The organism is Bradyrhizobium sp. CCBAU 51753 (assembly GCF_015291565.1).
Classification (GTDB): Bacteria; Pseudomonadota; Alphaproteobacteria; order Rhizobiales; family Xanthobacteraceae; genus Bradyrhizobium; species Bradyrhizobium ivorense.
Map to the genome: position 1 here is coordinate 2,304,223 of NZ_CP030037.1, position 24,321 is coordinate 2,328,543.

10 protein-coding genes and 2 pseudogenes are annotated in these 24,321 nt (G+C 59.6%); 5 read left to right on the forward strand and 7 right to left on the reverse strand.

The window, feature by feature from the left end; translation table 11 throughout:
• Positions 1-59 precede the first annotated feature (59 nt).
• Positions 60-1,883, forward strand: coding sequence for a trehalose-6-phosphate synthase (locus XH93_RS10435; protein ID WP_194473412.1), 1,824 nt, complete (start codon positions 60-62; stop codon positions 1,881-1,883).
• A 176-nt stretch (positions 1,884-2,059) separates the two neighbouring features.
• On the opposite strand, the gene XH93_RS10440 is transcribed toward XH93_RS10435, so the two are convergent.
• From XH93_RS10440 to XH93_RS10455, 4 genes and pseudogenes are all read right to left on the reverse strand, one after another.
• A complete protein-coding gene (locus tag XH93_RS10440; RefSeq protein ID WP_194473413.1) occupies positions 2,060-2,524 on the reverse strand; it encodes a hypothetical protein in 465 nt (154 codons plus the stop codon).
• 604 nt (positions 2,525-3,128) lie between these two features.
• The gene (locus tag XH93_RS10445) at positions 3,129-3,938 is read right to left on the reverse strand and encodes a YopT-type cysteine protease domain-containing protein (RefSeq protein WP_194473414.1); all 810 of its coding nucleotides are present in this window, start codon (positions 3,936-3,938) and stop codon (positions 3,129-3,131) included.
• A gap of 171 nt (positions 3,939-4,109) precedes the next feature.
• Positions 4,110-4,399 (reverse strand): annotated as a pseudogene (locus tag XH93_RS10450) (IS21 family transposase); the annotation flags it as partial.
• 456 nt (positions 4,400-4,855) lie between these two features.
• The gene (locus tag XH93_RS10455; protein ID WP_194473416.1) at positions 4,856-5,323 is read right to left on the reverse strand and encodes a hypothetical protein; all 468 of its coding nucleotides are present in this window, start codon (positions 5,321-5,323) and stop codon (positions 4,856-4,858) included.
• 1,286 nt (positions 5,324-6,609) lie between these two features.
• Between XH93_RS10455 and XH93_RS42840 the strand changes: the two genes are divergently transcribed.
• Positions 6,610-7,752 (forward strand): YopJ family acetyltransferase, encoded by a 1,143-nt coding sequence (locus XH93_RS42840; RefSeq protein WP_305825963.1) that lies wholly within the window; start codon positions 6,610-6,612, stop codon positions 7,750-7,752.
• A 1,606-nt stretch (positions 7,753-9,358) separates the two neighbouring features.
• Positions 9,359-18,229, forward strand: a complete 8,871-nt coding sequence (gene xopAD / locus XH93_RS10465; protein ID WP_194473417.1) for a XopAD/skwp family type III secretion system effector — start codon at positions 9,359-9,361, stop codon at positions 18,227-18,229.
• Positions 18,230-18,647: 418 nt separating this feature from the next.
• Here the strand turns inward: xopAD and XH93_RS10470 are convergent.
• Positions 18,648-18,978 (reverse strand): annotated as a pseudogene (locus XH93_RS10470) (glycine betaine ABC transporter substrate-binding protein); the annotation flags it as partial.
• A 324-nt stretch (positions 18,979-19,302) separates the two neighbouring features.
• On the opposite strand from XH93_RS10470, the gene XH93_RS10475 reads away from it, so the two are divergent.
• Together XH93_RS10475 and XH93_RS10480 are read left to right on the forward strand one after the other, a co-directional pair.
• Entirely contained in the window at positions 19,303-21,342 is a 2,040-nt protein-coding gene (locus XH93_RS10475) for a prolyl oligopeptidase family protein (RefSeq protein ID WP_246799558.1), read from the forward strand.
• Between the two features lie 384 nt (positions 21,343-21,726).
• Positions 21,727-22,695 carry a LysR substrate-binding domain-containing protein gene (locus tag XH93_RS10480; RefSeq protein ID WP_194473419.1) on the forward strand — a complete coding sequence of 323 codons (969 nt, stop codon included), beginning with the start codon at positions 21,727-21,729 and terminating at the stop codon, positions 22,693-22,695.
• A 6-nt stretch (positions 22,696-22,701) separates the two neighbouring features.
• On the opposite strand, the gene XH93_RS10485 is transcribed toward XH93_RS10480, so the two are convergent.
• Both XH93_RS10485 and XH93_RS10490 read right to left on the reverse strand, forming a co-directional pair.
• Positions 22,702-23,079, reverse strand: a complete 378-nt coding sequence (locus XH93_RS10485; protein ID WP_371814971.1) for a DUF3088 domain-containing protein — start codon at positions 23,077-23,079, stop codon at positions 22,702-22,704.
• Between the two features lie 7 nt (positions 23,080-23,086).
• Positions 23,087-24,265: an MFS transporter gene (locus XH93_RS10490; RefSeq protein ID WP_194473421.1), complete on the reverse strand. Its 1,179-nt coding sequence runs from the start codon at positions 24,263-24,265 to the stop codon at positions 23,087-23,089.
• Between the last annotated feature and the right edge of the window lie 56 nt (positions 24,266-24,321).

The following is a 24,321-nucleotide window of genomic DNA, read 5'->3' on the forward strand; positions in this document are numbered from 1 at the left end:
TCGCTCGGAGCTGATCTGCGACTGAATCAAACGCAAACATCGTCAAACGGAGTTTTGAGATGGTTCGAATTCATGATGCTCTCGACGCGGCAACGTTGGCTTACGGCACTACATCAGGCGCTGCGCAACAAGATGAAACCATAAACCAGCACGCCTTTGACCAGCAGCTGGACGAGATATCGCCGGAGCTGGATGAACCAAGCGGCGCAGGTCCTGCCCATTCTATTGCCTCGGACGAGGTGGCTGATGTGGTCAACCAGCAACCTGATTTGAAGCTTGTCGTCATTTCGAACCGCATTGCACCTTCGACCCCAACAAACCCCAGACCGGAGGGACTAGCCGCTGCCCTCGAGCCGGTCGTGGAGCGTTCCGGCGCGGTCTGGGTGGGCTCTTCGGAGAACCGCGGCGACGGGACCGAGCAGCCCCTGCCACTGGTGCCGACGGGTACAGGCCAGGTCGCCAGGCTCGATCTGCCGGCCGCGGACTATCCTGGCTACTATCGAGGTTTTTCGAATTCGACACTGTGGCCGGCATTGCACTCCCTGCCGGACCGCATGTCGGGCTCGGACGAGGATTATGGCAGCTATCAGAGGACCAACGGGTTTATTGCGCGTGCCGTCTTCGACTTACGAGATCGGGACGTATTCTGGGTCCATGATTATCATCTGCTCCCGCTCGGGGCCAATCTGCATGAGCTCGGAATTGAGCGGCCAACCGGCTTCTTCCTTCACACGCCGTGGCCCTCGCCCGACATGATCGAGCGCGTACCCAATCATCGCGAGCTGATGAAGTCGATGCTCAAATACGACCTGCTCGGGTTCCAGACGAACCGAGACCTGAACAACTTCCTGTCCGGCCTGCAAACCCATTTTGGACTGGAGAGCAAGGATGGCATCGTGACCACGCAGCGCGGGCAGACGCGACTTCAAAAGTTCCCAATCGGTATCGATCCCACGCAGTTCGCAGCGTATCTTGCGGCAGACCTCTCTCCCGCAGAGCAAGAAAAAGTCTCGTCATTATTGCAAGACTTCGAGGGCGCGAAGTTTGCGATCGGCGTCGACCGGCTCGACTACACGAAGGGTATCGATAAACGGGTCGAAGCATTCAATCAGGTGTTGGCGGCCGAGCCGCCGCGCAGCATCTCGCTGTTGCAGATCGCGCCCTCTTCACGCGCTGACGTCGAAGAATACAAGAAATATAAAGACGACCTGGAGAGAGCGATCAACGACGTCAATAACGAGCATGGCACCGAGGAGTGGCGGCCGATCCACTACAAGAACGACTCGTTCAGCCAGGCTGCGCTCGCGCGTCTTTATCGCGCGGCGGATGTAGGTGTCGTAACACCGTTGCGCGACGGCATGAATCTGGTGGCGAAAGAGTATGTCGCCGCACAGGACCCGAAGGATCCGGGCGTGCTGGTCCTATCCAAGTTTGCGGGCGCGGCCGAAGATTTCAACGAGAACGAAGCGCTTCTGGTGGATCCGAACCACCCTGAAGAGATCGCAGCCGCTATTTCGAAGGCGACCCACATGCCGCTTGAGGAGCGTGTCACCCGCTGGCGCTCGATGATGGACAAGATCGAATCCTATACCATCCACGACTGGTCGGCGGATTATGTTCGAGAGCTGGACAAAAGCCGAGTCACTGTTCCCGCTGATCAGTTCTACCATCTCGGTCTTGGCTGGACCAACGAGGCTCAATTGCCACTGTACCAGGATCATGCCGAGGCCCTGTCCGCCTACAACGAGATCGGCCCAGCGGATGCCGCCTTGAAAGAGCCTGCCTATGCAGGTGTTAAGTCAAGTTTTGAGGCGCTAGCGGCTCCACTGATGCATACACAGGACAGACTCTGGGTCCTGCCGGCACCGGACAGCTTCGCCTAGTTGTATTCCCGAACAAGAGTCCGGAGCCGGCGAGCAGTGATCGGGCGGAAAGATAGCACCGCAGACTATACGCTTCTGTAGCAAGACCTCTATGGAACAATCCACATCCGGGGCGCTGACGCGGTTCTTGCGGACCGCGCGGCCCCGGATGATGACGGGGATGTTAATGAGCTGCGTCAAACCATCATGCGAGCGGTCCACGACCAGAACGGGAGCGATACGGCCAACTTATTGTCGCTACCGATAAACGACGCTGATGTGCGTGGCCGCAGCATCAGTTGGCGCGATGCTGCCCGTTGTCCTTTCGCGCCGAAAATGGGGCGCTTGCCGAGGAGCGCAACAGCCACCATTGCGGAACGGCTTGCAGCGAGGCTTGCGCTCGCTTCCGACCAGCCCCAGAGGTCGCCGAATTGCGCTTTCGCGCGATGACCCATTCCGACACGCGTCAAATGATTGACGAGCCTTGCCGTCGCGCCGCGCTCGAGCAAATCCGAAGGCTCGTCGCAGGCCTCGACATCGCGCGCGCCAGCCAGCTCGGTCGCGGCTGATCTTGTCAGGCGCGAAATCTGAACGTGCCTTTGCTTCCGCAAAGCTACTAGGGTTTGAAGAAATAACTTCAGGTGCGTTGATAGGTCAGCCACAGATTGAACTTGTTGCCCCAGGGCATCCGCTACTTGAGGCAGTGGTTGACGTTGTGCTCGAACGTTACCACCCGCTGTTGTCCCCAGCCCGGTGCAGCTTTCGGCGTTCTACGGTTCCCAGTCGAGCCGCTTAGGCGTGTTCATCCCAGCGGCGCGCGTCTTCCTCGTAGCTGTTGGCCAAGGTGTCGAGAGCCTTCGCAGTGGTTGGGTGATCATAAACGATGGCTGCGGCTGCAGCTCAATGCGATCGCACGAAGCAGCGCCGGGTTGCTGTCCTGTCCAACCGTCCCGCATGCAGGCCGCGGAACAGCTTCGATGGTCGTACTACTCCATCTTTAATTTCCACGCCGCAGTAATTTCCTGGCGACGTCAGTTGAGAGAAGCCGCAGGCGGTCATTCTGAAACAGAATTGCAGTTTGTGCGACCCGTCATGGCTAGCGGGGGTGCCGGCGCCCTCGCGTTCGATGCCGGCACACTCGCCAACCGGCTTGCAGCCGGCTATCCGGTGCAGATCTGGCCACCCGACGCGACCGAACGCAAGCGCCGGCCGACGCATCTGCGCCTTCACAGAAGCCGTCAATCACGGCAGGCCTGAAGGCCTAATTCACCGCATCCTTTGCGTCGTGATTGTCGATAAATGCTGCCCGTTGGGATTCCTGTAACGATTGGCGAGGCTTTCTAACAATGAAGTCATCTGATCCGGTCGAACAGTGAATTCTCCATAGTTAGGGTCGAAAAGCGTGGTCATTCCATTCGAGGCGGACGTCGCCACTGTGTGTGCGCCGCCTTCGGCGAAATACAAGCTGAGCAAATGGTTCGATTCGTCTTCGTTGATTTCGTTCACCATGCGCTTGACGTTCGAAGACTTGCCAAATGCGAATCTCTTCTCCTCTCCAGCCGGTTCCAAGTCTGCTTGCTCCAAAATGGTATTTTGTGCCTGAAGGTCGGCCTGAGAAGATCCTGCTCCTCTGCGTCGCAACTCATCCTTGAGATTTTGATATTGCTGCTGCCGTTCAGCCGCCAAGGCGTGGGTTTGCGATCCGGGTGTGAGCACCCTCATTCGGGTTGATGGGCTGTTGTTAAGATTGCGGAACCACTCCGCAGTCAGCCCAACGCAGATGCCGTCCACATTCGCATCACGCAGGTCGGCCGTTCTGTATTCAAACAAGGAGGTGGCCGGACTCTCCGGAGAGGATGTGCTGGGGTCGGAAGCGCTAGAAGTCTGAATGTTTGCATCCGAGGTATGTGGCTTGCTGCAGCAGGCCCCCATCTTGTCAGGCAACTCCCCCGGTTGTGAGCTCCACTGAGGCACAAGACGAGCAAGCGCTGCGGTAAAGCTGCCGCTATCCACCGACTGAATCGGTTCGTCAACTTGGCTAATGTGTGTAGATGAGCCACTGATTCGATCATGCATGACGATTCACCTTTCTGTGCTGCGCCAGTCTCTACGCGTCTATTCGGGCTGCCTAAGCCCTGCTGTGAGGATACGTAGACAAGCTGATGGCGAGCTGACGGGCAGCTGCTGTTGTCCACCTTAGAAAGCGTTCCTATGTCGGACTTCTGACAACGTCTGATACGGCGCGGCGTAGCGCTGTGTCAGATGCTCCCGCGCGCCGGCTGCAGATTCCGGAACTCTGCCGACACACTTTCGCTGCTCGGATCTAGCGGCGCGCCGCCATACGCCCACAGGGCGTTCTCCAAGCCCTCGGCCAAAGGGACGAAGCTTTCGCCGCCGAGCACGAGGTGGGCATGCTCGTAGCCAAAGAACGCCAGCCGGACGTGATAGAGCCGGTGATCGAGCGCCTCACCCGCGATGGCCATGCTGAGCGCGCTTGTATCGGCAAAGTCCGACAGACCCGGACGGCCGGGCCAATGCAATATGGCGTCGGACACTCGCATTCACCGTCGCTCCGCCGCACGACATGTTAGGGTCGAAATGGTCGAGATGCCGTCAATGTCTCGTTCAGCAAAACCTGTCGTGGTGTGAATATCCTCGCTCTATAGGTTGCGCCGCGGAACGCCGTTCATCCGACGGGCATCCGGCGCACTTACCGTCAATGCCAAAGTCTCGACGCGCAAGTTCGAAGGCGAGCGCGGCACGACGATCGTCCTCTGGAAGTCGGCCGGATTCGATCGCCCCGAGAGCGATGAAAAAGCCAAATGCGTCATAAGATGAGCGCCGTTCGTCGCGCCTGGCTATTCGGTGTTCAACTGCACAGGTGCACAGCCATCAGCCTGCACCGACCGCACCTAGAACATGATGGCGTCTCGCAACGCCCCTCGCGGGCAGGTCTTCGGCCATGGAGGCCTCAACCCGGATCAAGAAGCATGTCATTGAAAGGCCTCTTGATTGTCGCCTCGACGATACCTCCTGTGAGGATTCTGCTGGCTGGCCGTCCGATAATCATCCAGGTTGCCGCCCAGAAACAAGACCTCGGTCTCTTGCGTCGGTACTCCATTCACCCAATTTCGCAATTTCGGATCTTCGCGGTCGCTTGCGCGCGCCAGAACGCCGTCGATTCGACCGGTCGGCCAGGCTGCAACCCTCGGTACTGTGTAGTTGTGCAACTCCTTGGCTTTCTCTGCGGTTGCCTTCGCGCCAGCATGGTCATCCGAAAGAAGCAGTCGTGAGGGGTCCTGGACCAATGACACAAAAGACGACGATTTGGCATGACCTGACGTGTGCATCGCAGCCATGCGTGCCATATCGATTTCGTCCATGTCGTCGTTGCAGAACGCCTCAACAACATGCGAGCTGGTGTGACAACGCAAATTCGCCATGGAACGCACATGATCCATTGCCCTCACATCGCGCTCGATACGCGGCTTTCAGTGGGTAGCTTTGTTCTGAAAACGGTGCAGTTGCAAATGGGACGATGCCAAGACGTTATTGAGAACACTCTGCCATCGACGCTGGCAGCCGAAGACTCAGCCGCTGTTGACCACTTTGCTGTTCGCTGCTCAGCCAGCCTGATCTCGTTTCTGAGTGCCTCAAGGTTCGCTCCGGCGAGCGATGCGGCAAGCTCGGCACGGCCCTGACGAAAGCTGCCACGGTGCATCGTTCGCCTTCCGGCGATAGCGTGCTTGCGCATTGACCTTTATTGCAGTTGAAGGAAATTCTCCCTTGAGGTGTGTGTCAGGACGGAATGCACCGTTTGATGGACTGGCCGCAACTCACTTAGCTGCTGATCAAAGTTCGTTTGATGCGGCGACCGGTATGCTGATGAACTGGTTTGTGCGCTCATCTCGCCCGGTCGCTGTCGGGCCAAGATAGCGGCATTCCACGAGTTGTTATTCATTTCGTCTCCCACCCTGAGCTAAGGGCTCGTTGATAGTGAAACGAGCTTTCGGGAAGCTGACGAGCGCTGCAGCTTCGAGCGCTTGGAGGCGTCCTTTTCGCCAACGACTTCACGCTCACGTAACCGCCCCCTTGGCACCCGCATGTCGGAAGCGGGCGCCCGTCAACGCGAACGACGTCGCCGTTCCCAAACAAAGCTGGGTCATAGGGTAAGAAGCAGAACCGCCGGGATGCAGTTTCTTTCGCCCGGCTGCAACCCGCGAGCTGATGCGAGATTCCTGATAGAAGCCACGAGGCGATGCGCGATCTCGCCCAGATCCGAGCAGAGACGCTGCGTGCCACCGTCAACAGGGACTACTATCTGCGTCAACTCAAGAGTTGTCCCGCCTGACGCCGGGCCAGCAATCGACCGGAGAGACCCCCAAGGCGCGGCAGCATCAAGTAAGGCGCGGCAGCATCAAGTCGGCAATGGCTGCGTTCGCCATATGTTGGCCGAACGCCCGAACCGATCGGCTCCCGCTGAAGATCGGATGGACCGAGCGACGCCGGCTCGAGCACTCGCGCAATCTCGCACATATCAGCAAGTGGTGAGGATGCCGCATGACATCACAGTCTCTAGCGCTGACTTCGTTTTTCGATTATCACCAAGCGGCGCGGCGCGCTTGCCTGCCTACCTACGTCGACTTCAGCAGCTCGTGATTGGTTGCGCAGATCACGAAGACCGCGCGCAATGCGGCATCGCGACTTCAGTCCTTGGTCGGGTGATCCTTCTGACAGGAGCATAGATATGGGCGGCTGCATTTCACGACTGAGCGTACGGAGCGAAGCCTCTCGGGACGACGGACGCGCCCTGGAGGCGGAGTTCGCGACTCAGCTGGATTTGGTGCAATCGAGCCCGCCTCGATCCAGTATTGAAGCGCAGAACGCGCCCGGATCATCTCGCGAGGCCGATCGCGGAACCACGTCTTACGGTATTCGTCCGGCTCGCATCAATGAGAAGCTCCTGTCGCTTGGGCAAACGCTCGAGCGCGCCGGCCAGGCGGGAATTTCGTCCGATCTGATGAAATATGGTCAGCAGGTCGTTCGCTACATGTCTGCCGACATGCAGCCCGACCAGGAATTGTTGTCCCTTGATATCGCCAATCTTCATCGCCTGGCAGACAGCTATAACAGGCGCTACCCGGACCTTAATCTTAAATCTATGGACTCGCCCGCAGAGTTTCTTGAGGCGTTGGCGGACCGGTCGTCGGATAGTGCCTGGCGTGCTGTCGTGCGGTTGGCGGACGGCGAGATGCACCACTTTGCTGCTGATGTGCGCATCCGCGCCGGAGCACCGCCGACGGTTATCGTGATGGAGCCCGCCGACCTCTACACCTTCGTGACCCCGTACTCCAGATTCCGACGGGAAGCGCTGCAGCAGCTGGGACCGGAGCCGCAGTGGGCCTTCATTGGAGTTGGCGCGCAAAAATCGTCCGGTGATTGCCTGATGTTCGGCATCCAATTCGCGCTGGCAGCCCACCAAGAGTCGTCCACCTTCGATGGCTGGCATGACAATCTTCATCGGCATGGAACGATTGCCGATGAAGGCGATGATTCCAGCAACTACATTGCCTCGCCCGACGCCATACTGGAATACGCCGACATAAGCTTGTTTCACGGGGAAAAGTTCCTTCCAGCGTCGTTTTACAAGCACTCCCACTCGAGAAGAGTCATCGAGGAGGTCGCACGCTACCAACCTGCTATCAAAGACCAAGATGTAAGCAACAGCAGACGCGATCCGAAAACGGAGTCGCTGGCCGAGCGCCTCGATGCCTTTGCTGTCCAGCGAGACTCCCGCAAATACAGCGCATCTATCGAGACGTCGAGGGCAACCAAGATTCGCACGGCGTTGGACAGGATGCTATCCGACCAATACGATGTTTCGGGTTAAGGCACGGACGGATTTAGCGTTAGCGGCCCTGGCGCGTCACGGCGGCGCTTCCGGGCCGAAAGCTTCCCGCCATCCTCAATACCCACAGGATAAACGAATATTTTACCGCCCGCTCGGGCAGCGCGACATGCGATGTCTGGCTGATCCGCATTCCTTAATGCACGGGCCATCGGGTTCCAGTCTCGGATCGTCGCCGCCGAAGAACACTGCAACGCCAAATGATGCCAATCACTGTGTGTGCTCAATCGCAGAGGATGAGGCGATCCTGTTTCTCCGTGACGACCGTGTCGAGGTCGACAGCAATACGACCGAACGCTACCATGCGACCGATTGCGATGAGAAGACCGAATTCTTGCTCGGGCAAGCGAAGGCGAGGCCGAGAACTGGGCGATCCGAGCTCCGCCCGTGAGCACGGCAAGGCTTCCTGAGCTCGGCCCGCAGAGCGAGCTGGCGGACGTGCCCGAGCGCATCGTCCCCCGGCGAACCAAGTGCAACGCGTCGGTCGCGGCGGCATTGCAGGTGTTTTTCACACTCTCGAAGATCATCGCAATAAAGCGCTGTCGCAAGACAGTAGATCGCGGTTCGGTCGGATCTGCTGCATCGGGTGAATCAGATGGGTGGAATCAGGGCAATTGGAGCCTGTGTTCGCGCCCGGGAAGCCAGACTCAAGCGTGCGCGGACGTGCGCTTGGCGTCCGGCGGAATGGATTGAGGTCTGCCAGATCGTCAAAAACCGCTTGAATCTGACGTGGCGTGAGATCGTAACCTTGAGACCATGACCAAAACGACACGCAGGTATCGGCGGATCATCGGCCATTCCGCTTCGAGCTTCGCGCGTCTGTTCAAAAGATCCGTACTTCGACGAAAGTGGCCTCCCAACAGAAATGCACGTGATTCAACAGACCGGCTATTTGCTCAAGAATCGCAACGTGCTGATCGTCGAAGCGCCGATCGGCGAGCTTGTGCAACCGCGATGGCGTTTCTCAATATCGCGACGTCGATTCACAAAAATGCATCCCTAAGATCTGCCACGGCTCGTCGGCTCGGGCCGCCCGAGTAACCTCAAAGACACAGTGTAGGGCGAACCACTTCATCGACAGAGGTGGACATATGACCTGACGAAATACCGAGGTCAGAGGGGATACGCGGTGTGTGAAAAAACGTCGTAATCGGTACAGTTTCACTTACATGGGAGGTGGAGTTTGACGGGGGTTGACCGGCGTGGAAATCTGCCCAGCGGACCAGAGACGCGCTGGTCCCGTGCTGAATCGGATCCTGGCGAAGGAAACGATGCCTCGACATTCAGCTCTGTCGTGCAGTCCTTGCGCTCTGAAGATCGAGATTTTGGCGCCTCGTCCGCTCAAACACCACCTTCGGCCGGCGAGGTCCGGCGTCGCACGCCAGTCGATCCCCCCGTTGATAGGCGCGAGCGCCCGCTCGGCTATCGCCATTTGCCGCATGGCGGTGCCTCAAATCGGCAGGAAAGTTCATCGCATTCCGCTGGCGAGCGCTCCGGCGCGGATCGCTCCAGGAGTTCACGACAAACGATCCTCTCCTCGCGCAGACAATCCGTATCTGACCTGGAGCACGCACCAAAAAGGCGGCGCGTGGATGATGTCGCCACGCAGAGCACGCGAAGTGCGATCTTGGAACAACAATCAAACGAAGCTCTGCACGCGATTTATTTCGCTCGTGACATCGTTGGATTCTCGCGTGCAGTGGTGAACTATAACAGACAGCTGCAGGCGGCGGGCGGGGGGGGTCATGCAGCGTTCATGCAAAAGGCGGCGGTCCAGTTCAGAACTCAATTTGTTACACGCTTCGAGGACGATATCCGCCGCGGGAAATCATGGGGCTACGCCACGGCATGCAATGCGGTAACTCGCGAGGCCGGAGGTCAGGAAGGTCTTGAAGCTTGCAAGGCGATGGCAACTCGCCTGACGGGGCTTTCCGGTGCGTTGCTGCGCGAAGTCGATCCGAAGGCTCTCTCGCTGTTCGCGACATCTTTTGGTCGCCATCCGCAGTCCAGAACGTGCCGTAATGGAACGATCACAATCGCCGAATTTTGCCGGGATCACGGCGGGACACTTGGGGCGCTGAATAGTCAAAGTCTATCGTTGCTGGTGAACGGTTTCAGCAAATGGCCGCAGCGAGCTGAAATGCGCCAAGGCACGGAAGCCGTCGCCCGTGAGGTCCGTCATCGCGCCGGCCGCCGTATGCACCTCTCCGATTTTGATCAGCAGAACTTGGCGAACCTCGTCAACGGTTTCAGCAAGTGGCCGCACGCAGCCAATTGTCGCGACGCTATGGTCACTGTGGCTGATGAGGTCGTTCGCCGCGCTAGCCGTGACTTCGGGCTCTCTGTCTTTGATCACCAGGCCTTGGCGAACCTGGTGAACGGTTTTGAGAAATGCCCGGAAGAGGAGGTCTTTTGCCAAGCCACGGTCAGGATCGCGGGCGAGGTCCTCCGCCGTAGCCGCCGTGACCGGCTCTCTGAATTCACTCACCAGGAACTGGCGAACCTGGTGCAGGGATTTGGCAAATGGAAGGAAGAGACGGCGGCTCGCGAAGCCGCAGGTGCAATGGCGGCTGAGGTCCTCCGTCGTGACCGCCGGGCCCGGTTCTCCGAATTTAATCAGCAGAGCCTGGCGAACCTTGTGAACGGCTTCATCAAATGGCCAGAGCAAGCGTGGTCTCGCCAAGCCACCGGAGCGATTGCCGCAGAGGTCGCTCGCCGCGCCGTCCACGACCGTGTGGGGCTTTCCGATTTTAATCACCAGGACCTGGCGAACCTGGTGAACGGTTTTAGCAAATGGCCGCAGGAGGCGGTCTATCGCCAAGCCACAGCCGAAATCGCCAGAGAACTCACTCGCCGCGCCCGCGAGCATGGGCTGCCGCATTTCGCTCCGCAGGAGCTGGCGAATCTGGCGAACGGATTTAGCAAATGCCCGGACGATGCGGATTACCAGCAAGCCACGATCGCGATCGCCGGTGAAGTCATTCGCCGCGGCGGCCAACTCTTGGAATTTAGTCACCGCGACCTGATGGGCCTGGTGAATGGTTTCAGCAAGTGGCCACAACAAGCGCACTGTCGGGAAGCGACACTGGTGATCGCCGGTGAGGTCATTCGCCGCGCCAACCAGTTCTCCCAACTCGATCGGCGGACACTGGCGACGTTGGTAAACGGGTTCAGCAAGTGGCGGGAAGAGGCAGCGTGCCGCCAAGCCGCGGTGGCGCTCGCCAGTGAGGTCATTATCCGGGCTCGTAGCGACTTCTGGCTGTTTGATTTGAATCACCAGGACTTGGCGACGTTGGTGAACGGCCTCAGCAAGTGGCCGGAGGAGCCAGCCTCTCAGCAAGTCACAGCCTTGATAGCCGGCGAGATGCTTCGCCGCGCTGAACTTTCTGATTTTGCTCCCCATGAACTGGCAAACCTGGTGAACGGCTTCAGCAAGTGGCCGGACAAGCAATGGGCTCGCGGAGCCAGCGGCGTCATCGCCAGCGAGGTCCTTCGCCGTAGTGTCCGACTCTTTGAGTTTACTCACCAGCACCTGGCTAATCTGGTGAATGGCTTCAGCAAGTGGCCGGACGGGGCGGACTGTCGCCATGCCGCGGCCGCGATCGCCGGTGAGGTCCTTCGCCGCGAGGACCAGCTCTCGCAGCTCACCCAGCAGGGGCTGACGACATTGGTGGATGGGTTCAGCAAGTGGCCGGAACAGGCCACATCTCGCCAAGTCACAGCGGCGATCGCCGGAGAAATCTGTCGCCGTGCCGCGCACGGCGAGTTCGGACTGTCTGATTTCAACCACCTGGACTTGGTCGACTTGGTGAATGGTTTCAGCAAGTGGCCGCAAGAGGCGAGGTGTCAGCAAGCCACAGGCAGTATCGCCCATGAGATCCGTCGGCGCGGCAGCCGGCTCTGTGACTTTACTCATCAGCACTTGGCCAATCTCGTGAACGGGTTCAGCAAGTGGCCGCACGGGGCGGATTGCTCGCAGGCGACAGTCGCAATCGCGCAGGAGATCGGTCGCCGCGAGCTCTTCGATTGTGCTCCACGCGACCTGGCTAGGTTGGTCAACGGCTTCAGCAAGTGGCCGCAAGCCGCAGCATGTCAGCAAGCCACGGACGCGATCGCGCATGAGGTCCTGCGCCGCCGCGCCCCGCTTTCCGACTTTAATCACCAGGACCTGGCGAATTTGGCTAACGGTTTCAGCAAGCGGCCCGACGGGGCGGACTGCCGGGACGCGACGCTCGCAATCGCACGGGAGGTCTGTTGCCGCCCGCTCTTTGAGTGTGCTCCGCAGGGCTTGGCAAACCTGGTGAACGGTTTCAGCAAATGGCCGGACGAGGAGGCGTCTCGCCAAGCCGCAGTGGTAATTGCCAACGAGGTCCGTCGCCGCGCGCCCCAGCTCTCTGAGTTTACCCATCAGCACTTGGCCAATCTGGTCAACGGCTACAGCAAATGGCCAGACGTGCCCGAGTGTCGGGACGCCAGCGTCGCGATCGCAACTGAGGTTCTTGGCCGCAACATCTGGCTCTGTGACTTTACTTCGCAGGAGCTGGCAAATTTGGTCAACGGTTTCAGCAAATGGCCAGATCAGGCCTCGCCTCGGCAAGCCACGGCCGCGATCGCGCACGAGGTCCTTCGCCGCGCCTCCTTTCTGTCGGGCTTTGCTCACCAGGAGCTGGCCAGTCTGGCGAACGGTTTCAGCAAGTGGCCGGAAGGGCAGGAGGCTCGCGATGCCACGGTCGCGATCGCGCATGAGCTCCTTCGCCGCGCCGAACTTTCTGATTTTACCCCGCAGCAACTCGCGAACCTCGTGAACGGCTTCAGCAAGTGGCCCGAATCGCCGGTCTGTCGCGACGCCACATTTGCGATCGCGGGTGAGGTTCTTCGCTGCGCCGAACTCTCTGGTTTCGCGGCGCAGGGACTGGCGAACCTGGTGAACGGCTTCGGCAAATGGCCGGACGGGGAGGACTGCCGCAAAGCCGCGATCGCAATTGCCGGGGAAGTCCGTCAGCGCCAGCTCTCTGATTTCGTTCCGCAGCATCTGGCGAGCTTGATGAACGGCTTCAGCAAGTGGCCGGACGAGGCGGCGTGCCGGCAGTCCACGATGGACATCGCGCGCGCATTTTGTGCTCGAGGACAACGCTTCGGTGTGTTCACCACGCCTGAGCTGAGTACGCTCGCCAATGCTCTGTCGCGAATGATCATGAGGGCAGAGGATAGTGGGGAGATTACGGAGGCCGCTCTGCCGAAGGACCGGCTGCACAAGCTGGCCCACCATCTGCACTATGACAATGATCGCCTGAGACAGGCCGGCGTTCTGCACATAACAACCATTTTCAAGGCGCTGGGTAAGGCAAGACTGTCTGATGACCTCGGTTTGCTCGCACCGCTAGGCCTGAATCGGCTGTCGCAATTGCGTCAAGCACCTGATTTTGCCACCGAGAACGATCTGGAAACCATGGGTAATCTGTGTGCTGCCGTGCTGCCGCTCGCGCGCAGCCCACAGAAGCCGCTGCGCTGGCACCGTAGGCAGGCGCTCAACCTGCTCAATGACCTGCAGGAAGTCGTCGAGCACAAGATCGCGGCGCATCTGAACGCAAGTGATGCCGAGCGGACCCGCGGTCCGCTTGCGAGCCGCCGCCCGGCTTTGTCGATCTATCAGGCGCTCAAAGCCCGTGCGGTCCTGGAGAGATTGTTCAGGCCACCGTATGTCGAAGGCAACTGGCCCGATTTACGCAGCAGACAGCAAGAGCTGCAGGATGGGACCAAAGGCATCCTGACCGGCGCGCGCGAGCTGATTCAAGGCGATCTTTCCACCATGAGTTGGAACCTGATCGCGCAGATCGAGGCGGACAATCCAGTGGATGCGCTGGACTCCTTCATGGAGCAGGATTCGACGGCGATCCAGGCACAACATCCTGCATCGGTCTTCGACGTGCATCAGGTCTTGCGATCCATGGACCACGCTCCAAGGCCTCCGCAGGGTGAGGCGGGACTGATGCGGTTGCCGGTGGTGGACATGCAGGGGCGGCCGTTGGCCACGGAGCCGGAGATACGATATTCGATTTTTCATCGTCTGACCTCGGGTGCCGTGCCCGTGATCGCAGTGCAACTGCCGGCAACCCCGAGCGCCTTCATGTTGGCACGTACGGTGAGCGTCAACGGTGTGCCATACCGCATGGACCTGTTCGGCGGCAGCAAGTTAAAGCCGCCGCGATTGACCGTGTCCCAGATTGCGGCGCGTGCTCCCGGCGAGCAAGTTCATCGTGGGGGAAAGCTGCTGGCGATTCCCTATGCCGAAACCGCGCCGGGCACGGCATTCGAGCAGCTGTGGCGCGCCTGGGCGCCTTTCAAAGAGGCCTATTACTACACTCAGCGCAGCGGTTTTGCAGCGCCTCCGGCGATCAAAGGTCTGTCTCCTCACGACTACGCGCTGGAAGGCACCTTCAAATTGGTGCTGCTGCCGGATCGTCCTGTCAACCAGGCGCATCGCTTCAAGTTGATGGGGCCGAGCGGTCCAATCGCATTGCGGCCGCATGACGGCTGCGGCTTCATCAGGGCCTCGCTGGCCAACCTTATGCCAGCCGTTCGTCGCGCCGGCGAGCGGGAAGGTCCTGACCGGGTGCTTGCCTATGGTGAGGGAAGGACGTCAGCCCTGCCAGTCTCGGCGCTGCAACATTATCCGCGCAACGAGCAAGTGGCCGATGAGGCGCGCGAGAAGGCCAGGAGCTGGCTCGAGAGCCGCAAAGAGCAAACGCTGACACCCGAGGAGCTGTTTCGCACCGTGACAGCCGCAAACATCACCGGTCCGGGTGCAGTGGCCATCCCGTCCGCTGATGGCTGCCTGCATGTGCCGACGCTCAAGAGCCGGAGGTTGGGCGGTGGTGGCGTGCTGATCGGGCGATCCCCCTATGACAAGCCCAACCTTCGCCCGTTCGCCCCCGACCAGGTCAGGTCGGCCGCCGATGGAGATCCGACTGCGGCGTTCCTCGATCAGTGCGTGACCATGCAATACAGTTTCAATGTCGCCCAGAAGTCGGGCGAGGAGCTAGCGACCGACGATCCGACCTTCTTTGCCAAAGGGCTTCTCATCGTGGTGCCGGACGAGATGTGGCCAGCCGACTTCGCCGACCGGGGGCTGGTGATGTCTGCCGAGGACGTCAAATGCCATTCGAGCTGGATCAACGGCAAGGACCGCGCCAAGATGGACACCCCCCTCGACTGCGTCGGCGTCCTCCAGGCGACAGAATTGTTTGCTCCGGGTTCGGTGGTTGCCGTGCCGCCCGGCGAACAGAAGAAGCTTGACGGCGACTTCGATGGGGATGGCCTCGTCCTGATCGGCGACCGGCCGCAGCTTTACGAGCACGTCAGGCAATTCGATCAAGACGAGCAACTTCGCGGATTGGGCTCGCTCAAGCCGCCGAAGTCACATACCCCAGCTATTGAGGATGGCCGCTACAAGTTCGGTCGTGCCAGCCAGATCCTCGCCGCTACGCGCAATGTTCTCGAAATCTATACCGGCCTGCAGCGAGGGTTTCTGGCTCAATCCCATGAAGGCCGACAGTGGTTTGCCGAGCGCGCCGTGTTCGGCACGTACGAGGGAATTCACCGCGAGCTCCAGCGAGACATCCGTCAGCTGCTCAAACAGGAGCAGATAACTGGCCAAGATATCAAAGATAGGCTGGAGAAGGCGAGGCGTGAGATCGACGTCGCCAAGCATCCGCTCGCCCAAGAACTAGCCGAGCTGCTCGTCCACGATCTTGACGCGTGGACGACGACGCTGGACGAACAGATGCTGGCCGATACCGTCAACGCGAGCCAGACCTCCCCGATGGTGAGCCCAGAACTCTGCGAGCTGTTCCCCGACCTGGCGGAGACCTATACTGCAACTCTTCAGCCGCGACACCGCCTCCAGGTCTTGCTCGACCACTATCCTTCGCGCATCGATCTCGGATCGGATCCGTCCCGCATCGATTCAAGACCGGATGGTTACGATCCAGACGATCTCGTACAAAGCGCAAATAATCTTTTGAGCCTCGGCATCAAGGTCGGAACTGACGCCTACAAGTCCGACACTGGCGCCTACACCTTTATGTTCAAAAGCGGGCACCTGCAGCGCCTGCTGCAACGCATACCTGGGTTGAAATCGGTGCCTTATACCAAGAGCGCCGCGGCTCTCCTCAACCAGGGACTGTTCGATGTCGACGCCGCATTGGAGGATCTCAAGGACAATCCGACCCTCGCGGCTTCGGTCATGCAAGCCTCGATCAAACTTGTCGCCGAGCGAGGCATTCTGCCCGAGCCCAAGGGCCGAGGTCTTGCTGCCGATGATTCCGCCACGACAATCACATTGACCCGCGAGCAGGCTGCACAGCGCGCCGAGATGGAGGCAACCCGCGCTCAAGGCGAAGAACAGGGCATCACCCTAACGGCAAACTCGGTAGCTGAAGCCCTCAAGAAAGCCGGCTTCGACGTGAAGATGCGCCATTTGCGTTGGTCGCTGAGATCGATCGGCTCGATGACAGACCAGCTCACCGGAATGCAGGCACCGATTGAGGTCGGCTCCCAGCTGATCAGCAACGCTGTACGCCACGTCTTCGAAATCGCTGATGGAGAATTTGCACCTGCCTTCAAGAAAGCCATTCTCCTGTTCGAGGAGAGCGGCTATGCCGAAGTTAGCACCACCAACTGGTTCAGGACGCGATCGCCGACCTTTGTCGGCATCAAGACCGTGCTCGCCACGCCACCGGGCTACCGCTTCGAGGTGGAATTCCACACGGCAGACAGCTACAAGGCCAAGATCGACAATCATGATACGTACAAGGAGCTGCAGAAGCTGCGCGAGCTGCAGCGAGAGAGCCGGGAGCCTCTGGATCAGTCCCTAGCCGAGCAACTCCTGGAGCGTGTGCGGCAGGCCTGCAATAAGGTTGTCATACCGGAGGGCGCCATAGAGATCCCCCACTGGGAAGCCGACGCGGATGGTGCATCTGGTGCCATCCAGGCTCGCCAATTCCAAGTGGGCCCGCCAAGACGCACGGCGCGTTCCCCGATGGCAACACAGATTCTTGGCGCCCTGGGCTCGCGGCCAATCGTGCTCGTCGGCATGATGGGCACAGGCAAATCCAGTCTTGGCCGTGCACTCGCCAGCCGACTGGGGCTGAAGCTCGTCGATTGCGATAAGGAGATCGAGGCGAAGACCGGCAAATCCATAACCAAAATTATCGCTGCGGATGGCGAGGCGCATTTCAGAAATCTTGAGGCAAATCAGATCAGGCACTCGCTCGAACAGGGCCCGGCCGTGCTCGCAACCGGCGACGGAGCGTTCATGGACGAGGAAATCCGGCATCGTATCGGCCAGAAAGGGGTTTCGATCTGGCTTAATACCAGGGAGGACGTGATCAGGCGGAACCTGAGACAGAACACCAAGCGTCCGAAGATACAAACCGTCGGCCAAGACCGGTCCATCTCCGACCTGATGCACATGCGCAATCCTATCTATCAGCTTGCCGATCTCACGATCGCCCCGCAGCACCGGCGGGATCTCAAGAATGCGGACGCTTGCGCGAGCGCTCTGCACGCCTATCTGTGCGACGCAGGGCAGGATGCCCGGCAGGCCGGCACGCTTCAGGAGCTTGCCGTTGCACCAAGCTCTCAAAAGGCGGAAGCTTCGGATATGATCGTGGAGCAGGCCGCCGCCTCATCATCATCTGTGCGCGCTCAATCGTCTGACACTCATGCCAGCCTTGGGGCCCCGGTTGATTTGCCATCGACATCGCATGTGCTGCATGATGAGGCTCACCATTCGCAGCTGCCCACGACCAAGGCGTCGGGTGCTCGCACGGATGGCTTGAATCCGACAGCCTCGCTGCAGGGGCGCGGCCGTCTGATGCTCGGCGCCGAGGAATGGCTGGGCGACGAGCATATCGCGGCGGATTACGCGCTCCTTGAGCAGGAATTGCTGAGGGAGAATCCGGATCTGGCCGCGCAGATCCGGCTCGTACCGCCCGCGCCAGCTCAACTGTTGCGCTTGGGGGACGCGAACGACGTCGAACAAACGCTCAGGGGAGTCGTCCGGGACCACAATGGTAACGATACAGCGAACTTCTTGTTGCTGCCGGTGAGCGATGGCGGAGCTGGTGGGGGAGGCACCCATTGGTCGCTGCTGCTCGTTGATCGCCGCGTGCCGCAACGGATACGCGCCTATCACTACGACTCCAGCCGGGATAGGAACCGGGTCGCCGCAGAACAGCTCGGAGCCCAGCTGGGCGTGCGCCGCCTCGAGACAGCTGCCATGCCCGAGCAGCCGAACGGCTATGATTGCGGCGTTTTCGTGCTCGACGCCACGCGGACGCTGGTTAGCGGTTTGGCGCAAGGGCAGCAGCCAGAGGCGCTGCACCTTGGCAACATCGTCGCCAATCGGCAGGCACTGCGCAACCGACTGGGCGCTTTTCCTCGGTTCGGCCGATAAAGCCGATTCGAACGCCACGCGGGCGCCAGCTGTTGCGCTGCCTGCTTTGGAATGAAACAGGCGGTCAAGGCTGCTGGTCGTGGAGACGATTGCGCGGATCCGGCGCGAGCACTTCATCAAGGGCAAGACGATCAAGGAGATCGCCTTCGCTCGCCGCTTGACGTCTGCTGCGCGCGGAAGGAGCAAACAAGACAAGCATGGTGCTCGACACGGCGCAAAGCGCGCGAGCATAATCGGCAATGGGACCGGCGGACAGCGCCCAAACCCCAGCCGCTCTCCGCAACTGTGAGCGGTGAGAGGCTCCGGCCACGCGCGGTTTCGGCGGCAAGACGTCGGAGCGTGAGTGCGTAAGCGGGGGCGGGCGCGGAGGATAGAGGCCAACCGCGTCGTGCCCACGGTGCTGTGCCCTGGCTATTCTGAAGAATTCGTAGTCGCTCGCAATCGACAGCGTCGGTGCGTGCGCCGCGAGGTCAGCGATCGAATGAATACCCAGCGCATCGGCGCGCTGCCGCGGCATCACGAGCGCATAGGCGTTCTCGAAACCGAGCGCCCCAACGTGGTGGGAAGGCGCTTGCGTTCGCGCAAGCCGCGCTCGATGAGCGCCAGAAATTGATCGACCGCGAGCGCAAGCAGCGCTGAAGTGACGCAGCCGAACAGCACAAGCCCCAGTTCTGCGTCTGCAATCCGGCGAAGATGTAATTGCCGAGGCTGGTCTGCCCGATTGGCGTCGACAATGTCGCGGTCCCGATCCCCGGGGCGATCCCGCCGACACGCTGCCCGTGTCTGCTTGGCAACCAATGTCGGTAACCGGACATGGTCGTGCTGACCTGAGCGGCTGAAACTTGCGCCTCTTTAGCCGGCACGCGGTTTGCAGTGAATGAATCCGCAAGATATCGCTGCACTGTGTCATGCGTTGCGTGCTTTCCGCCGCGCGTCTGCTTGACGCGCCAGGCGTGCGAGCGTGGCTCGCCGGTTTCATCGAAAGAAAGTCCATGAACACATCACGCCCCTCCGCCGCGCCGCCTTCGACTGCCCACGCCACATCCACGGCGCCTTCGCAGGAGCCAACGACGATGGCGGCGGCGAATGATCCATTCCTCTGGCTCGAGGACATCGAAGGACAAGGCGCATTGGCCTGGGCTCGCGCCGAGAACGAGAAGACCTTCGGGGTGCTCGAGTCAGATCCCCGGTATCGGCGCTTCTACGAACAGGCGCTCTCCATCCTGCAGGCCAAGGATCGGATTCCATACGTTTCGCTGGGACCGCGTGGCCTGGAAAACTTTTGGCAAGACGAGAATCATATGCGTGGCATATGGCGGCGCACCACTCCGCAGAGCTATTGCAGCCAGGATCCACAGTGGGAGACCATCCTCGACGTGGACGCGTTGGCCGCCGCCGAGAACAGGAACTGGGTCTTTCAAGGTGGCAGCTACCTTCGGCCTGAAGAGCGCCTCTGCCTGATTCATCTTTCCGACGGCGGCAAGGATGCTGCGTGCATACGAGAGTTCGACCACGAGGCCAAATCCTTCGTTGCGGACGGCTTTCATCTTCCAGAAGGCAAGCAGACCGTCAGCTGGGTCGATGGTGACACACTCCTTGTTGCGCGGGACTGGGGCGAGGGGTCTTTGACACAGGCCGGCTACCCCTTCGTGGTGAAGCAGCTCAAACGCGCTCAGCCACTTAGTAGGGCTTGCGAGATCTTTCGCGGCGAGCCTACCGACGTTCAGACGGCGCCTCTGGTACTTCGAGACAGCGAAGGTCAAGTCCATGCGACCGGCGCCATCCGTGTCATCAGCTCTGTCGAGCGTGATTATGTGGTCTTCCGCCCAGATGGGCCAATCAAGCTCAATCTGCCGAAGAAGGCCGCAATAGTCGGGCTCGTGAGCGGCCGCCTGCTTGTGGAACTTGACGAAGAATGGGAGCCCGATCACGTCAGATTTGGGGCCGGCTCGCTGGTTTCGTATGACCTGGCCGAATGGAAGCAGGATCCGCTGCGCGCCAAAGCCTCGCTTGTCTTCCAGCCTGGGCCTCGCCAGGCCCTGAGCGGGCTCAGTCGCACAAAGAATTTGTTGATCCTGACGATCCTTGAGAACGTTCAGAGCAAAGCGTTCGTTTACAAGTACGATCAGGGAGCCTGGTCGGCGACGCCGATCCAGCTGCCGCAACATACAAATGTCAGCGTGTCAGCCACGTCCGACCAAGCGGACCAGGCAATGTTCACCGTCTCGAACTATCTCAGACCAACATCAATCTGGTATTTCGATGCCGAAACCCAAAAACTTGAGGAATTGAAGACGACACCTACTGCCTTTGATGCGTCCAATCATGTCGTAGAACAGTTCGAAGCGACTTCGCGTGATGGCACGTCGATTCCCTATTTTCTGGTGCGGCCGAAGGGCGCGAGGTTTGACGGCGCCATCCCGACGCTGCTTTATGGCTATGGTGGGTTCCAGGCTTCGCTTCTGCCATCCTATCTCGGACCGGTGGGGCGGCTCTGGCTCGAGCAGGGAAATGCCTATGTCGTTGCGAATCTGCGCGGTGGCGGCGAGTTCGGTCCACAATGGCATCAAGCAGCCCAGGGGGCAACGAAGCAGACGACATGGGATGATTTCATTGCCGTTGCCGAGGACCTGATCCGCCGCAAGATCACAAGTCCGCGCCGGCTGGGCGTCATCGGCGGCAGCCAGGGCGGCCTACTCGTTGGCGCCGCGATCACGCAACGGCCCGAGCTCTTCAACGCGGCGATCATCCAGGTGCCGCTGTTTGACATGCTACGATACACCAGCCTCGGCGCGGGCGCCTCCTGGATTGCCGAGTACGGTGATCCTGCCATCGCCGAGCAGCGCGCATGGATCGAAGCCTACTCGCCCTATCAGAGGCTGGTATCGGGCAAGACCTATCCCGCTCCTTTTATTCTCACCTCCACCAAGGACGACCGGGTGCATCCGGCGCACGGCCGCAAGGCTGCTGCGAGATTAGCTGCGCTCGGCCAGCCTTACTTCTACTACGAGAACATCGACGGAGGACACAGCGCCGCGGCCAATCTGGTCGAACATGCGCGTCGACTAGCGCTTGAATATACTTATGCATCGAAGCGGCTTTGTTCTGAGTAATTCGGCGCAAGCTTCGAATCGAAGCAGGTCACTCCAGGCCATTGCATATCTTTACGTCACCACGTTCCCTGGCTGAATTGATCGAGGCGGACGCGAGGCGATAGCAGCGAACCATGCAATCGACGGGCAGGATGCTATACGGGATATTGACAGTGATTGACGGAATTCCACCAGCGCGGGAGGCGCTACATAAGCCCGTCAACCAGCAGTTCGCCTTGCACCAGCGCGGCTGGGCCGGCGGCATTTCCGTCGACGGGCAAAGTGTTGCGGAACCTACTGACCCAGGACTTACTATTCCAGATCTCAACTTCCGTTGCACCTTCTGGACATCATAACCAACAACAATGACTCATCGCAGTTTGCGACGGCCATGAAGTAAGTCAGATGCGCAAGCTACCTATTCTGAAAAGCCTTCATCTGTTTGAGGCGGTCAGCGAGTTTCCAAGCTTCTCAAGGGCGGCCGAGCGGTTAAACATGACGACCGGCGCGGTCAGCTACCAGATGCGGCTTCTTGAGGATTGGTTCGGCAGAAGGCTATTCGTTCGCCATAGCTCGGGCGTGCGGCTGACATCCGACGGCGAACAGCTCAAGCGCAGCTGTGCGAGCGCGTTCACAATGCTCGAGAAGGGATGCTATGAGCTACGAAGGCGAGATGCAGGACGTTCGGTGGTGGTCGGGTGCTCAACCACATTTTTGTCGCACGGCTTGTTGCCCCATATCGGTCGGTTCCGCCAACTCCATCAGGACATTGATTTTGTCTTTGAAACCGATGCCGATCTGGACGCGCTGGCCGTTGGGGCCTTGGACGTATTGTTCGTTTCCGGCCGGTTGAAGCGACCGCTTCCCGTCCGTGAAGTGCACGTATCGAACGAGATGATTGGTCCTGTTTGCGCGCCTGCTACGCTCGAGACGATCAAAAGCCCGGCAGACATTCTATCTATTCCTCTACTTCACGAAGCCGCCAGGTTGGACGGCTGGAACGAATGGGCCAGCGCAGCTGCAATATGCCTGCAGGGATCGCGCCACGTCGTGTTCGATACATTTTGCCTGGCTGTCGAGGCGGCAAAAAGTGGGCTTGGAGCCGCAATATCCTCGCAAATTCTGGTCCAAAGCAACCTCGAGAAGGGAGAGCTTGTGGCTCCGTTTGGCTTTGTGCCGGTCAATCGGTCAATCTACATGTTTGTCAATGAACATGCGCGAAATATCGCGGCCGTGAGCGAGTTTGAACGATGGGTAAGGTCGGAAATACTCAGTCAGGATCCGCTATCGTCTTTGCCGGTCGCAACTCGAAAGATCGAGCGGTCCGCTCAATTGAAGCTTCCCATTAGGCCAATGCTGACGTCAAGGCGTTGATCACCATCATGGGTGAGGCGCCATCCTTCCCGGATAAGGGGCCGGAAATCCGTGGCGCACAGCCAAAAGATGAAGGATTGCAAATGGCTCGTCGACATAGGCGAGCCCGTTCGCGGATTTCGCATTCTCCGGTGCGGGGCCCTCCTTGTCGAAGATGAGAACGGGCGCGGACTGATGATCCTGGCCAAGCCTCTCGATGAGTGCGGTTCGTGGCCTGGCCCAGGCAATCCGGCGAACGTCGAGCCTCGCAGCGCGGCCTGGAAATGCGGACAATATCCCGTCCAACAGCAAGCATTGCCAGCAATAGAATTCTCGTCCTGGCAAGGCCGGATCTGCAAACGGGCGTTCTAGAAGGAACAGCTGGTCCCATGGCATCGTGTGCATCCCTGATCTAGCGATCGACAGGACATGAACCTTGAGAATCTCTTGATCTGACCACGGCAAGGCTCGCGACGGCGAAAGCAACAAATGCGCTCGCCGCACATAGCAGCACGATCATGTCGAAGGGGAGTAGATCGCCCAATAACGACAAAGCAATACCGTTTCCCGCGACCCCGCTATAGGTACAACATTGAAATAATCCGGAAAGGCGGCCGGCTCGATCCGGAGCCACTGACGAGACCATGTGAGTGTGAGCGGCAGCCGCAAATATCTGGCCAAGGCCGAGCATCGCGCTACTGGACGCGATGACGACAGGCAGGCCAGCATCGAGCGACATGATTGCAAGGCATGCCGCAAGCAGCACTGCGGCCCCGGCGATGGTTGGCAAGGCGCCGAGCAGGTTGAAAACCGGCTTGACGGCGAGCGCTCCCAGCAGGGCCAAAACGCCATTGGTCATGACGATCGTCAATAGAACGCTTTTATCGAGAACCCCGTCAGCCGTTGCACGTATTGCAGGATAGACATTGATGATGCCGGCGCCGAGATTAAGTAGAAAGACAGCCAGGAATGCGGGATACAGAGGTGCCAGGTCCAGAACGGTTCCAGAAGGCTGCGCCTCAAGGACTGTCGGCGTCCTTTTGAACTGCTGCTTGATGCCAAGGAGCACGATCAGGGACAGGATGATCGCCGACATGTTGAACGCCAAAACGCCAGGCAAATGCAATCGGTCGGAGAGCATGGCACCTGCAAACATTCCGAGCAGGTAGGTGAGCCAGTCGATATTGGCAAGATTGCGCAGCACCGAGATCATGCCGTTTTCCGGTGTGATACGACGGAAGAAAGAAACTTCGGCAGACAGGTAGACGGGCTGGACCAGGCTCAGGACGGCGATTGAGGCATAGCTCGGAAAGGAATCGGCGCCGTCGGCGCCGGCGATGGCGAGCAGAGCGCAGATGCGAATCGCATTGACGATCATCATGGCGGAGATCGGATCACGTCTGTCGACCAACGGCGACAAGAAGAGGCTCCCAAGCATGATAGGCGCAAAACTGACGGCGACGCCGAGACCCGCGGCGCTCATGCCGGATTGAAGAAGACCGATCAAGATGCCGATTCGGAACGCCCAGCCGCCGATCTGAATGATCAAATGCGACAGATAAACGAACTGCCGTGTGCTCGAACCAGTCATGTGTGACCTAGCTCATCGAACATGCCATCGCGTGGATATCGCTTGATGCGGAAGCG

Excerpts from the sequence above, each read along its gene's own strand:
- XH93_RS10435 (WP_194473412.1), top strand. The coding sequence starts at position 60 with ATGGTTCGAATTCATGATGCTCTCGACGCGGCAACGTTGGCTTACGGC.
- XH93_RS10445 (WP_194473414.1), bottom strand. The coding sequence starts at position 3,938 with ATGCATGATCGAATCAGTGGCTCATCTACACACATTAGCCAAGTTGAC.
- XH93_RS10455 (WP_194473416.1), bottom strand. The coding sequence starts at position 5,323 with ATGGATCATGTGCGTTCCATGGCGAATTTGCGTTGTCACACCAGCTCG.
- XH93_RS42840 (WP_305825963.1), top strand. The coding sequence starts at position 6,610 with ATGGGCGGCTGCATTTCACGACTGAGCGTACGGAGCGAAGCCTCTCGG.
- XH93_RS10475 (WP_246799558.1), top strand. The coding sequence starts at position 19,303 with ATGGCGGCGGCGAATGATCCATTCCTCTGGCTCGAGGACATCGAAGGA.
- XH93_RS10480 (WP_194473419.1), top strand. The coding sequence starts at position 21,727 with ATGCGCAAGCTACCTATTCTGAAAAGCCTTCATCTGTTTGAGGCGGTC.
- XH93_RS10485 (WP_371814971.1), bottom strand. The coding sequence starts at position 23,079 with ATGCACACGATGCCATGGGACCAGCTGTTCCTTCTAGAACGCCCGTTT.
- XH93_RS10490 (WP_194473421.1), bottom strand. The coding sequence starts at position 24,265 with ATGACTGGTTCGAGCACACGGCAGTTCGTTTATCTGTCGCATTTGATC.